The organism is Verrucomicrobiota bacterium, assembly GCA_039027815.1.
Taxonomy (GTDB): domain Bacteria; phylum Verrucomicrobiota; class Verrucomicrobiia; order Verrucomicrobiales; family JBCCJK01; genus JBCCJK01.
Genome location: JBCCJK010000004.1, coordinates 17,294 through 29,671 on the forward strand (window position 1 = coordinate 17,294; position 12,378 = coordinate 29,671).

The 12,378-nt window shown below is 62.4% G+C and carries 12 protein-coding genes and 1 tRNA gene; 12 read left to right on the top strand and 1 reads right to left on the bottom strand.

From position 1 onward, the window contains the following. Positions 1 to 8: 8 nt before the first annotated feature. Positions 9 to 1,232, top strand: coding sequence for a type II secretion system F family protein (locus tag AAF555_02265; protein MEM6910383.1), 1,224 nt, complete (start codon positions 9 to 11; stop codon positions 1,230 to 1,232). Positions 1,233 to 1,295: 63 nt separating this feature from the next. Here AAF555_02265 and AAF555_02270 read toward each other — a convergent pair. Beyond that, a tRNA-Val gene (locus AAF555_02270) sits at positions 1,296 to 1,370 on the bottom strand. 140 nt (positions 1,371 to 1,510) lie between these two features. Here AAF555_02270 and AAF555_02275 point away from each other — a divergent pair. The 11 genes from AAF555_02275 (at position 1,511) to AAF555_02325 (ending at position 12,369) form a co-directional block, all read left to right on the top strand. Then, positions 1,511 to 1,903: a hypothetical protein gene (locus AAF555_02275; protein MEM6910384.1), complete on the top strand. Its 393-nt coding sequence runs from the start codon at positions 1,511 to 1,513 to the stop codon at positions 1,901 to 1,903. A 257-nt stretch (positions 1,904 to 2,160) separates the two neighbouring features. Beyond that, complete coding sequence (locus tag AAF555_02280; protein MEM6910385.1) at positions 2,161 to 2,439, top strand: hypothetical protein; 279 nt, start codon at positions 2,161 to 2,163, stop codon at positions 2,437 to 2,439. Beyond that, on the top strand, positions 2,436 to 3,239 hold the full coding sequence (locus AAF555_02285) for a TatD family hydrolase (GenBank protein ID MEM6910386.1): 804 nt from the start codon (positions 2,436 to 2,438) through the stop codon (positions 3,237 to 3,239). The genes AAF555_02280 and AAF555_02285 overlap by 4 nt, the downstream gene beginning before the upstream one ends. Further along, positions 3,239 to 4,432, top strand: coding sequence for a metabolite traffic protein EboE (gene eboE / locus AAF555_02290; protein ID MEM6910387.1), 1,194 nt, complete (start codon positions 3,239 to 3,241; stop codon positions 4,430 to 4,432). Before AAF555_02285 ends, eboE begins: the two co-directional genes overlap by 1 nt. Before the next feature lie 63 nt (positions 4,433 to 4,495). Next, entirely contained in the window at positions 4,496 to 4,933 is a 438-nt protein-coding gene (locus tag AAF555_02295) for a rhodanese-like domain-containing protein (GenBank protein ID MEM6910388.1), read from the top strand. A 91-nt stretch (positions 4,934 to 5,024) separates the two neighbouring features. Further along, on the top strand, positions 5,025 to 5,711 hold the full coding sequence (locus AAF555_02300; protein ID MEM6910389.1) for a UbiA family prenyltransferase: 687 nt from the start codon (positions 5,025 to 5,027) through the stop codon (positions 5,709 to 5,711). A 9-nt stretch (positions 5,712 to 5,720) separates the two neighbouring features. Continuing rightward, a complete protein-coding gene (locus AAF555_02305; GenBank protein ID MEM6910390.1) occupies positions 5,721 to 6,842 on the top strand; it encodes a 3-dehydroquinate synthase in 1,122 nt (373 codons plus the stop codon). Further along, positions 6,839 to 8,203, top strand: a complete 1,365-nt coding sequence (locus AAF555_02310; GenBank protein MEM6910391.1) for a nucleotide pyrophosphatase/phosphodiesterase family protein — start codon at positions 6,839 to 6,841, stop codon at positions 8,201 to 8,203. The genes AAF555_02305 and AAF555_02310 overlap by 4 nt, the downstream gene beginning before the upstream one ends. An 85-nt stretch (positions 8,204 to 8,288) precedes the next feature. Continuing rightward, positions 8,289 to 8,960 carry a sigma-70 family RNA polymerase sigma factor gene (locus AAF555_02315; protein ID MEM6910392.1) on the top strand — a complete coding sequence of 224 codons (672 nt, stop codon included), beginning with the start codon at positions 8,289 to 8,291 and terminating at the stop codon, positions 8,958 to 8,960. Further along, positions 8,941 to 11,577 (top strand): bifunctional serine/threonine-protein kinase/formylglycine-generating enzyme family protein, encoded by a 2,637-nt coding sequence (locus tag AAF555_02320; GenBank protein ID MEM6910393.1) that lies wholly within the window; start codon positions 8,941 to 8,943, stop codon positions 11,575 to 11,577. The genes AAF555_02315 and AAF555_02320 overlap by 20 nt, the downstream gene beginning before the upstream one ends. A 75-nt stretch (positions 11,578 to 11,652) precedes the next feature. Next, positions 11,653 to 12,369 carry a rhomboid family intramembrane serine protease gene (locus tag AAF555_02325; protein MEM6910394.1) on the top strand — a complete coding sequence of 239 codons (717 nt, stop codon included), beginning with the start codon at positions 11,653 to 11,655 and terminating at the stop codon, positions 12,367 to 12,369. The last annotated feature ends 9 nt before the right edge of the window (positions 12,370 to 12,378 follow it).

Below are 12,378 nucleotides of genomic sequence, written 5' to 3' on the forward strand. Positions count from 1 at the left end.
CTGATTCCATGCTTAAGAAAGTCATCCTCACCAACTCGGCCACCAACAAATCGCTCACCACCATCGTCGATATCGACTCGGATGAGGGCGCGCTCATTGGCTCCGGGAAGTCGCCCAACGAGATCGCCAAAATCTCGGACATCACTGGCATCGACGAGAAGATCCAACGGATGAGTTCTCCGAGCAATTCGCTCGCTGACCGCGTCGCCCTTCTCAACGGGGTCTCCCGCTGCCTCGATCGCAACATCGCCACCATCAAGAGCTTTGAGCTGCAAGCCAACCGGGTGCAAAGCCCCCGCTACAAGGGCATGATTGCCAGCATCTGCGACCAACTCTCCCTCGGCGAGCCGGTCAGTGCCGCCATGGCCAAGTTCCCTTGGGCCTTCGGTCCGGAGGTCATCTCCTTGGTCGAGGCGGGGGAAGAGTCCGGCCGCCTTCCCGAAGTCTTCCGCCAACTGGCCACTAGCCAGAAGAAAACCCTGCGCATCATCGGCAAGCTCAAGTCGGGCATGATCTACCCGGCCATCGTGGTGGTGTTGGCGGTGGTCGTCATCATCGTGATCTCCATGACCCTGGTCCCAGCGGTTTCCAAGCTCTACACCAACATGGGCGCGGACCTCCCCGGGGCCACCGTCATGATGATGAACATCTCGGAAACGCTCATCAACAAACCCTGGACAGCGCTTCTCCCCTTCATTGGGCTGGGCATCCTCTTCAAAAACTGGGGAAAAATCACCGCCCAGCCCTGGTTCCAACAAATGGCCATCAAGCTCCCCACGGTCGGGCCGCTCGTGCGAAAGTCGGCCGCCGCCATCAGTTTCCGGACCTTGGCCATGCTGATGGACTCCCATGTGCGCTTGAGCAAAAGCCTGGAAATCACGGCCGGGACCGCCCCGCACATCCACTACAAGACCTTCTTCCGGAAGGTGAAGGAGCACATCGATTACGGACTCGGTTTCTCGGAGAGCTTCCTCATGGAGTCGCAATACCTCGGGGAGGACGCGCGCAGCATCTGCGGGATTTTGGAAATCTCTGAAGAGACGGGCGGGGCCAATGACATGCTGCATGAGATCGCGGCCGATTACGAAGATGACCTCGACACCTTGGCCAACCAAATCGACAAAATCCTCGAGCCCCTCACCATGGTGCTCCTGGGAGGAATGGTCGGCTTTCTCATCTACGCCATCTATTCCCCGATTTTCAACCTGGGCGACGTCCTGCTGCCGAAGTAATACCAACTTCCAGAATTCACTGGTAGAATGGAGGGAGGGTGGTGTGGGGAAGAGGCGCCAAAATGGTGCTCGCTGCTGGGTTCGAACCAGCGACATCTACCGTGTGAAGGTAGCGCTCTACCACTGAGCTAAGCGAGCGACGCGGCCAAGAGAGTAGCGGTCTGCCCCTTTTCTGCAAGGAAAAAGGGGCTCTTCCCCAACGCGGCCTGTGGCTGCTTGGCCCGAGTTCGCTTTGAAAAAGAGCTGGCGGGTGGGGGAGGGAATGGGTTCAGTCCCCCATGAGCTTCCCCCTCCTCTTGGCTGGTATTGTTGCGATCGTGGGCTTCGCCCTTCATTTGGTGATGGGAGAACACGCCGTCATGCGATTCCGTCCCTCCAGCCAGGACCGGGAGGAACGGCGTTGGCGAGGGTGGTTGCAAGTGCGCGCGGGTTGGCATCTGGGCTCGTTTCAGCTTTTGGCGGTGGCGGTGTTTTTGCTCTTCGCGGGCTTTGGCGATCTCATTGTGGGCGAGAAGGTGCTGGTGACCTGGGTCGGTTTTTACTTCTTTGCGTCTGGCTTGGTTTGGCTAGGGCTCTTGGCCTGGAGCGACCGGGGCCTGCGCCAGGCGAGTCGGCTTTTTGAGTGGGCCTTCCACATTGGGATCGGCGGATGCTGCTTTCTGGGGGCTTAATACCAACCTCCAGAATCCACTGGAAGAATGGAGGGGAGGTGTTGTGGGGAAGAGGCGCTGAAGCGCGGGGAAGAGAGAGCCGGAGTCTTTGGAGCCAGCCCAGCGTTGCTCCTCGGTTACGGTGCCTGCACCGCGCCCTCGTCGCGCCTTGGTGGTCTGGCCCGAAATCCACTCGGCCATTCTACCAGCCAATTCTGCAGCTTGGTATAAGGTGATTTTGGGCTTTGGGTTTTGGGTTTTGGACGGCATGGGTGGGGATGCGTTTGAGCCGTTGTGAACATCTCGATCTCTCGTTTCTCGATGCCCGCTCCAAGCTCATCGACTTGGCGGCTTTTCTGGATCGCCTGGACCGCGCCTCCGGCCCGGAGGATTTTCGGGCGCAGGCCCTCCGCCAAGCGCTCTCCATTTTGGCCGAAGAGCAACCCGGGCGGGCCGCCCGGATTTTGGAGGCCATGAGCGACCCCACTTCCCAGTTGGCGGCCACCGCCTCGGGCAAGGCGGCGGCCGGCGCTTGGTCGGGAGAGAGCGAGCCATGAAATACATCGAGCCCCATGCGCACATGGTTTCGCGCACCACGGACGACTACCAGGCCATGGTCTTGGCCGGCTGTGAAGCGGTCTGTGAGCCCGCTTTCTGGGCTGGCTTTGATCGCGCGAGCGCGGAGGGCTTTCACGACTACTTCCGACAGCTGACCGAGTTCGAGCCCAAGCGAGCCGCCCGATTCGGCCTTCCCCACTACAGCTGGCTCTGCATCAATCCGAAAGAGGCCGAGGACACGGGGCTGGCGCGCGAGGTCATGTCTTTGCTCCCCGAGTTTCTCCCGAAGCAGACGGTCCTGGGCATCGGAGAAATCGGTCTCAACAAAAACACCCGCAATGAAGCCAAGATCTTCCAGGAACACGTCGATCTGGCGGCCGAGCGGGATTTGCTCATTTTGGTGCACACCCCGCATTTGGAGGACAAGCGCAAGGGCACCCAGTTGATCGTGGACATGCTGCGGCACGACAGCCGCATCCAGCCCGAGCGGGTCATCATCGACCATGTGGAGGAGCACACCACGTCCCTGGTCTTGGACGCCGGATTCTGGGCGGGGGTGACGCTCTACCCCGAGTCCAAGTGCACTGCGGCCAGAGCCATCGATATTTTGGAGCTTTTTGGGAGCGAACGCTTGTGGATGAATAGCGCTTGCGATTGGGGCGTGTCCGATCCTTTGGCGGTCGTCAAGGCAGGGTGGGAGATGCGACGGCGAAAGTATCTGGCCCAGGAAATCGAGGCGGTCCTCTTCCGCAATCCAGTGCGCTTTCTGGAGCAATCGGGTCGATTTCGCTTGGAGTGATGGCGCGGTCTCCTGACCCCTTTTTGGGCTACTGCACCAATATTCACCCGGCAGAAACCTGGCCGGAGACCTTCGAGGTGCTGGAGACCAAGGTGCTGGAGGTTCGCGATCGCGTAGGCTGGCGGGGAGAATACCCCATCGGTTTGCGTCTGAGCGCGGAAGCGGCCGAGGGGCTGGAGCGTCCAGACGAGTTGGCGCGCCTTCGGGATTGGTTGGCGGCAGAGAAGGCCCGGGTCTTTACCATCAATGGCTTCCCTTACGGCCGTTTTCACGGGATGCGGGTCAAGGAACAGGTCTACGCGCCCGATTGGAGTGATCCGAGGCGGCTGGACTACACACTGCGGCTGTTCCGGATCCTGAGCGCTCTTTTGCCGGAGGGGGCGGAGGGCTCGGTCTCGACCCTACCGGGTTCCTTCAAAGGCTTTTTGCGCCAGGACCCGGAGTGTGGGGCGAGAGAGGGGGCCATTCTCCGGCAGCTCCGCCGGGCGGGAGAGGAGGTGGATCGGCTGTCGCAGAAGCGGGGGCAGGATCTCCACCTGGGATTGGAGCCTGAGCCCTTCGGTCTTTTTGAAAACACCGCTGAGACGCTGCGTTTTTTCGAGCAGCTGCAGTGGGCCCGGAGTGCGAGCGAGAAAGAGCGGCTGGCCCGCTGTCTGGGCGTCAATTTCGATACCTGCCACTTTGCGGTCCAGTTCGAGGAATCTTCCACGGCCTTGGCTCGCTTGGCGGAGGCGGAGATCCGAGTGAGCAAGGTGCACCTGAGCAATGCGCTCCGCCTGGACCCGCAAAGTGCGGAGGCCTGGAGCCGCTTGGCCGATTTTCGGGAGGACACCTACTTGCATCAGGTGATCGGCCGAGACGACTGCGGCCACCTCCGCCGCTTTCCGGATCTGCCAGAGGCCCTGGCCGCTGGCCCGCAGGGGGACCGGGAATGGCGAGTCCATTTTCACATCCCGCTCCATCGGGCCCCCGAGCGACCGCTCTTTTCGACCATCGAGGCGGCGAGTTCGGCCCTGGCCTGGTGTCAGAAGCACCCCGGGAGCTGTCAGCATTTCGAAATGGAGACCTACACCTTCGACGTGTTGCCGGCCTCTCTGCGGACCCGGGGGAGGGTCGAGCAGGTGGTGGAGGAATACCGCTGGGTGGCCAGAAATTCGGATTTTGGGAAAAGAATCGCCAAAGTGCCGGAATAAGACGAGCATTCGTAACGTCCACTGGTCCGAGTTTGGAACCAGTCCGACTCACCCTAAGAAACAATGAAAACATTCAAGACCCTACTCACCACCCTCTTCGTTGCCGGTTTGGCTGCCTCCGCTTACGCGGGCGGTTGCGCGGACTGCAGCAGCAGCAAGAGCGAATCCACCACTCCTGACGTCTCTCTCGACGTGCTCAAAACGGCCGTGACGGAAGGTTCGGTCACGCTCATCGACGTGAACGGCACCCAGTCTTACACCGCTGGTCACATCCCCGGGGCCATTGACTTCCAAGCCGTCGGCAAAGAAGGCTTGGTCGCCTTTCTGCCCCAAGAGAAGGACGCGCTGATCGTGGCCTATTGTGGAGGTCCCGGCTGCGCCGCCTACAAGAAGGCGGTCGACGCGGCCACCGAGCTTGGTTACACCAACGTCCAGCACTTCTCGGGCGGCCTCAAAGGTTGGAAAGAAGCGGGCCAGGCCACCAAGGCCGTCGCAGGCTAAATTTTTTCCCATCCGGGATGAAAGCGCTCCAGGGGCAACCTTGGAGCGCTTTTTGTTTGTCGGCCGGGTCATTGCCACGGAATAGGAGGGCATGACTTGGCGGGATTGGTGGGCGATGGGGCGGATGAGCAATCTCCCGTCGGTCGTCTCGAACGTCTTGGCGGGAGCGGCCCTCGCTGGGACCCAGGATGGGCTCCTCTTGGGTTGTCTCGTCCTGGCGGCTGGCTGCCTTTACGTCGGGGGGGCCTTTCTCAATGACTGGGCGGATGTCGGCTGGGACAAGGTGCATCGCCCCGAACGCCCGCTGCCCCAGGGCAAGCTGCTGCCCTGGATGCTTCTCCTGATGGCGGCCAATCTCTTGCTGGCCGGGGTGGTGACCTGTGTCACGGTCGATCCGGCAGCCGGGCCTTGGGGGCTGGCCCTTTTGGCAGCCATCGTTCTCTATACCTGGAGTCACCGGCGGACTGCGCTCGCCCTGCTGCCGATGGGACTGTGCCGGGCTTTTCTCTATCCACTGGGGGCGCTCGGCCAGGGGAGTGGGCTGCTCTGGGCCGGGGCGGCCGGTCTGGCAGTTTACGTGATGGCGCTCACTTGGTGGGCTCGACGGGAAAGCGAGGTCAGGCGGAGGCGGCCTCAGGTGGAGGGGGCCCTGGCCGGGATTTGCCTCTATGATGCGCTGGTTTTGCTGCTGGCGGGGGTGGCGGCGGGGCCGATTGCGCTCGCCTTGGGGCTCTTTGGGCTGAGCTTTTTGCTGCAAAAGGCGATTTCCGGCACGTAAGGGGGCGGGGTGGACTTGGAGTATGCGATTTCCTCGAGCTGGCGACATCGCGTGCGCTTCGCTCGAGAGGTTCTGACCCAGGAGCCCCGGCTTCTGGCGGAATTTCTCGGTCTGGGTCAGAGCCACGGGCCACGGCGGGTGCTCGCGATTTTGGATGAGGGCCTCGCGGCGGCTCGGCCGGCTCTGGAGCGGGGCTTGGAAGCCATGGCGGACGAAACGCGGGTCGTGGCCGGGGGCGAAGCGGCCAAACAAGGCGAGGGAACGTGGAAGGAGGTGTTGGGGGCGATCGAGCGAGCTGGGCTCTGTCGGCATTCGGCCATTTTGTGTGTCGGGGGAGGGGCCTTGCAGGATGTGGTGGGCTTCGCGGCCGCCACCGCTCATCGAGGCATTCCGCTCTTTCGTTTGCCGACCACGGTTTTGTCCCAACTGGATTCGGGCGTGGGGGTCAAAAACGGGATCAACGCCTTCGGGAAAAAGAATTTTCTGGGGGCCTTCGCGGTGCCGGCTGGGGTCTTGCTGGATTCTTCCCTTTTGGCGACCCAAGCGGAGCCCGAGCGGACGGCGGGCTTCATCGAAGCGGTCAAGGTGGCCTTGGTCAAGGACGCGGCTTTTTTCTCGTATCTCGAGGGCGCGGTCGAGGCTTTGCAGCGCTTTGAGCTGGAGACGGTGGAGGCGGTCATCGCCCGGTCCGCGCGCTTGCATTTGGAACACATTGCCCTGGGGGGGGACCCCTTTGAGGAGGGCAGCAGCCGACCACTCGACTTCGGGCACTGGGCCGCCCATCGGCTGGAAGCACTGAGTGGGTTTCGTCTTTCCCATGCCCAAGCGGTGGCGGCCGGCCTGGCGCTGGATGTGGTCTATTCCCGTCGACTCGGTTGGTTGGCGGAGAGCGATGGTGAACGGATCCTGAGTCTGCTCGAACGAATGGGGTGGCCGCTTTTTTTTGAGGAGATGAGGGATGGTCCAGCTGTTCTCAATGGTTTGGAGGAGTTTCGCGAGCACTTGGGGGGGGAGCTGACGGTCATGATGCTGGCGGGCATCGGCCACGGGAAGAATGTGCATCAGATCGAGCGCGGCCAGATGGAGGCGGCCCTGGCGGAGCTGGGAGCACGGTGCGGGGCCCTCTCATGAACCGCACGGCTGTCCTGAATGTGGTGGGCCTGACGCAGGGTCTCTTGGGGCACTTGCCCCGGATCCAGGCTTTCGCCAAGGGCCACGGTGGGGCCCGGTCCTTCCGGCCCGTCTTCCCAGCGGTCACTTGCTCCGCCCAGGCGACCTATGTCACGGGCCAGGGGGTGGGGGAGCATGGAATCGTGGGCAATGGCTGGTATGACCGGGACCTCTGCGAGGTTCATTTTTGGAAGCAGCCGGATGGACTGGTCCGGGGAGAAAAGCTCTGGGAGCGGCTGCGGGCTGCCCAGCCGGGCTTCACCTGCGCCAAGCTCTTCTGGTGGTTCAATATGTATTCCCGGGTGGACTACGCCATCACGCCTCGGCCCCTTTATCCGGCGGACGGGCGCAAGGTCTTCGATGTCTACACGACCCCGCTCGCCCTTCGCCACCAGATCCAGTCCGCGGAGCACTTGGGAGCCTTTCCTTTCCAAAAGTTCTGGGGCCCGGCCGCCGACATCGAGAGTTCCCGGTGGATCGCTGCCTCGGCTCGTTGGCTGGAGGCGTCTCGGCAGCCTAGCCTGAGTCTCGTCTACCTGCCTCACCTGGACTATGGCTTGCAGCGGTGGGGGCCGGGTTCTCCTGAGATGGCGGGGGAGTTCGCCGCCCTGGACGAGCTAGTGGGGGAGCTTCTGGAGTTCTATCAAGGGAGGGGGGTGCGCTGCTTCTTGCTGAGTGAGTATGGGATTTCTCCCGTCTCGCAGTCTCTCTCCCTCAATCGCTTCTTTCGCCAAGCGGGCTGGCTCCAGGTCAAGCGGGAGCTGGGGCGCGAGCTGCTGGATCCTGGGGCCAGCCAGGTCTTTGCGGTGGCCGACCACCAGGTGGCTCAGGTGGTGGTGAACGATCCGGCTCTGGTGGCCGAAGTGAGGGTGGCCTTGGAGAGTCTCGAGGGGGTGGAGTCGGTCCGGCTGCCCTCCGAGCTGGGCTGGGAGGGCCGCGCGGCTGTGGCCCGGGCCGGCGACCTGGTGGTGACGGCCGCGGAGGGTTTTTGGTTTGATTACTACTACTGGGAAGAGGATGGCCTGGCGCCGGACTTCGCCCGGACGATCGATATCCATCGCAAGCCGGGCTACGACCCCTGCGAGTTGTTCCTCGATCCTCAGATTCGTTTCCCGAAGCTCCGCCTGGCCCACTTTCTGGCGCGGAAGCGATTAGGATTTCGTGCTTTGCTGGAGGTCATCCCGATCGCCCCCCAGCTGGTGAAAGGCTCCCACGGCCGGGCCGAGGTGCCGGTGGAGGAACAGCCGGTCATCATCGGTCCCGAGGCGGATTCGGTCCAGCAAGCCACCGATGTCTTCACGGCTCTCCTGGCCAATTTTTGAGCCCTTTCTTGAAAGGAAGCAGGAAACTTTTGCGTTGCGGCGCGCTTCCAAATGCGAGAGGTTTCGCATTAGTTTGGAATCCCCCATGAGTGACTCCCTCCCGGCCAAAAAAAAGCGTACCCGCTCCAAAAAGGATGTGGAGTATGCTTATGAGAAGACGCGCAAGAGCTTGATCGCGCGCCTCATCAACTGGGGGGACCAAAAGACCTGGGACGAGTTCTACCGCACCTACTGGAAGCTGATTTACAGCGTGGCCATCAAGTCCGGTTTGCGCAATGAGGAGGCCTTCGATGTGGTCCAGGAGACGATCCTTTCGGTGGCCAAGCAGTCCAAGGAGCAGAAGTTTGATCCGGAGGCGGGCTCGTTCAAATCCTGGCTCATGAACATGACGCGCTGGCGGATTGGCGATCAGTTTCGCAAGCGCAAGAAGGACACCGCCATGATGGGGCTGCCGGGCGACGATGACCGGCGGACCGATGCGCTCGACCGCATGGCCGACCCGGCCGGGGATGTGTTGGATCGGCTCTGGGACATCGAGTGGAAGAGCCACATCGCTGAAATCGCGCTCGAGCGGGTCAAGGCCCGCGTTTCCCCGAAGCAATTCCAAGTCTACCACTGCCACGTGGTCCGAGGTTGGGAGCCTAAGAAGGTTTCCAAGGATCTTGGCGTGAGCATGGCGCAGGTCTACCTCGCGAAGCATCGGGTAGGCGGACAAGTGAAAAAGGAACTGGCCCAGCTTGAGCAGCAATCGCATTAAGGAAAAGGTGGCCCGCGAGCCACCCGAAATCCCCGACCATCGCGTCCTGCGCATGATCGGGCACGGAGCTTATGGCGAAGTTTGGTTGGCGCGTGGGCTGACTGGTTCCCTCCGGGCGGTCAAGGTGATCTACCGGGAGGACTTCCACGATGAGGAGAGCTTTGAGCGCGAGTTTGAGGGCATCCGGGAGTTCGAGCCGATTTCGCGACACCATCCCGGCTTGGTGGATGTGCTCCACGTGGGCCGGAATGCGGCGGAGGGCTTTTACTACTATGTCATGGAGCTGGGGGATGACGCTTACCTCGGACGTGACATCAATCCGGCAGAGTATCTCCCTCGGACGGTCCGGCGGGATGATGGGGAGCAGGTCCGGCTGAGCGCGGCCCGCTGCATCGAGATCGGGAAGGTCTTAGCCGGCGGCTTGGAGCACCTGCATGAAAACGGCCTGACGCACCGCGACATCAAGCCCTCCAATGTGATTTTTGTGAACAGTCTGCCCTGCTTGGCAGACATCGGGCTGGTGGCGGCCACGGGGCGTCGGACCTTCGTGGGCACTCAAGGCTTTGTCCCCCCGGAGGGGCCGGGGAGCGAGAAGGCGGATCTCTTTAGCTTGGGGATGGTGCTCTATGAAATCAGCACCGGAAAGGACCGACTCCAGTTTCCCGAGATCCCCGATGCCTTTGAGTCCGAGGAGGAGGCCAAGCGCTGGCGGGCTCTCAACGAGGTGGTCTGCCGAGCCTGCGCCCAGGACCCGCAGCATCGTTTTCGCCATGCCAAGGCCATGCGGCAGGCCTTGGAAGCCATCGATGACCCCGCCAAGCGCGCCCTCCGCTGGGCCGGCCCGGTCGGCGGGGTGCTGGCGGCGGCCTTGGCGGTGGTCTTGGTGGTGCTCCTGGGCCCTTGGCGGGAGGAAGAGGAGCCGAGCGTTCCGGCTCAGGGTGTTTTTCAAGAGGGTGCGGAGCGGGAAGAGGGGCCGCTCTTCGGGCGGGTCAAGATCATCAGCCAACCGGAGAATGCCATGGTGCTGATGAAAGGAGAGATCATTGGCCACACCATGCTGGAGCTGGAGACGGTGCCGAGGGACGAATTGGTGAAGGTCACCATCTGGAAGGAAGGCTTCAAGCCGATGGTTACGAGCGGCTTGGTCGATCCCGAGGAGACGCTCGTCCTGGGTGGCTTGTTGGAAAACTGGAGTCCGCCTCGCCGAGGCGAGCCCTGGGTCAATAGCTTGAACTTTCCCTTCGAGCCGGTGGGGGCGCGGCACGTGGCCTATTCCGCCCTCACGCTCGGGCTCTACAATCGCTTCCTCAGCCAGACCGGCCAGTCTCTGCGGGGGCAGGTCCGGGAGTTGGAGAGCGATCCCAATTATGAGCGCGCGGGCCAGCAGCGGATCGTTTTTTTGGGGGAAGAAGATGCCGAGCGCTTCCGCACTTGGCTGACCGAGAATGACCTCCGGCGCGGGTTCCTGGGGGAGGACTATTTTTATGAGATGGAGGCCCTCTCGCTGGAGGAGCTGGCGCAGCGGGGCTACCGCAGTTCCGAACGCGTCAAGGCGCTGCCCACTTCCCTGCAAGCTCGCTGGCTGACGGTCAAGCGGCGCATCTTCGGCGAGGTGCTGCTGACTTCGACGCCCGAGGGGGCCAAGATCTACCAAGGGGAGGAGCTGCTGGGCATGACCCCGCTGAGCTTGACGCAGATGCGTCCGGGAGAGGTCGATTTCGAGTTCCGCCTGGAGGGCTTTGACAAGGAGCAGGCGACCGGGGTGGTGACGGGCCAGCGCTTGCTTCAGCTGCACGTGGAGCTGGAGCGCAATCGGGGCCTGATTTTCGGGCAACCGTGGGAGAACAGCCTGGGGATGTCGTTCGTGCCGGTGGGCAAGGTCATGTTCTGCCAGTGGGAGACCCGCCGGAGCGATTGGGAACAATTCATCCAAGAGAGGGAGCTGCGCTGGCGGCATTTTGAGCCCTGGGTGGAGGACAATCACCCGATCGTGAACATCAAGCGCGAGGAAGCGATCGCGTTTTGCCAATGGCTCACGGAGCGGGAGCAGGCGCGGGGTCTCATTGATCGCAATCACGTCTACCGGCTGCCGACCGATGCGGAGTGGAGCTTGGCGGTGGGTCTGGAGGAGGAGCCGGGTTTGGAACCGAGCCAATTAGACGGGGTCGACAAGGAGCAGTTTCCCTGGGGAACGGGCTTTCCCCCGGCCAGCTACAGCTCGAATCTGGCCGATGTGGAGGTCCAGGATCCGGTGGGCGACTACTTCATTCCCGGGTATGTGGATGGCTTTTCCACGACTTCCCCCGTCGGCACCTTTCGCAGCAATGCCTACGGCTTGCACGATATGGCAGGGAATGTCTGGGAGTGGGTGGCGGATAGCTACAGCCAAAAAACCGCTTCCCAGTTTGGGGTGCTGCGAGGGGGCTGCTGGCGTTCTTACCGCGAGTCGGATCTGCTGTCTTCGAGGCGCAATTTGGTGGCGATCGATTTCCGCGATGTGCTTTATGGCTTCCGGGTCGTCTTGGCCGCCTTGCCACAAGATGCCCGCAAGGACACGGACATCGTGGAGATCGAGAGAATGACGCAGGAGTCTGATTTGCCGCTCACGACTGATTAGGGGGGCAGGTCTCGGGTTTCAGGTAGGATAGGGTTTGCGCTGGGCGGAGGAGGTTCCAGGCTTGCCCCTTCTGGAATGACTTGGTCACGCGATAGCTCGGTAGCGAGACGATTTTTCCCCCGCCTGGTGGAGCGATTTCCGGTTCGTTCCGAAGCGCAAGGGGTGGCGGCGGCCGCCCTCCTCTTCTTGCTGTGCGCGAGTGTCTTTGTGGTGGCCCTAGGTTCGCCCCAGGCCTTGGCTTGGCTGGTGAATGAGGCGGGTCTGGCGCGCTTTGAATTGCTCCAGGGCGAGTGGTATCGCTGCCTGACGCATTTGGGCGTCCACCAGGGTTGGATGCACTTCGGTGTCAATATGCTGATGCTGCTCCCTGTGGCCTGGGCGGTGGGGCGTCGCTTGGGTTTCTGGGCCACGCTGGCTCTCTTCCTGGCGGGGGGCGGGGTGGGGGGGCTGCTCCAAGTCCTCCTGCAACCCCACACCCGCTTGATCGGGGCCTCGGGAGGCATTTTTGGCTTGGTCGCGGCCTGGGCGGCCTTGGCGCCCGAGTCCGGTTTGCTCCCTTTCGGCCTGCCGGTCCGTTTGCGAGCTCGCTACCTGGGGCAAGCGGCGCTCCTTTATTCGGCGGGGCTGAGCGGCTGGTCTTTGCTGGCGTCGAGGGAGGCTGGCTGGTGGAGCGGGGTCGCCCATTTGGCGCACCTTGGCGGCACGCTGACGGGGTTCCTTTGGGTGGCGGTGCTGGTCCGGGTGGGCGGCTCGGGCAAGCTGGCCTGGCAGAGGGCGAGCTCGGAGAAGTGATACCAACCT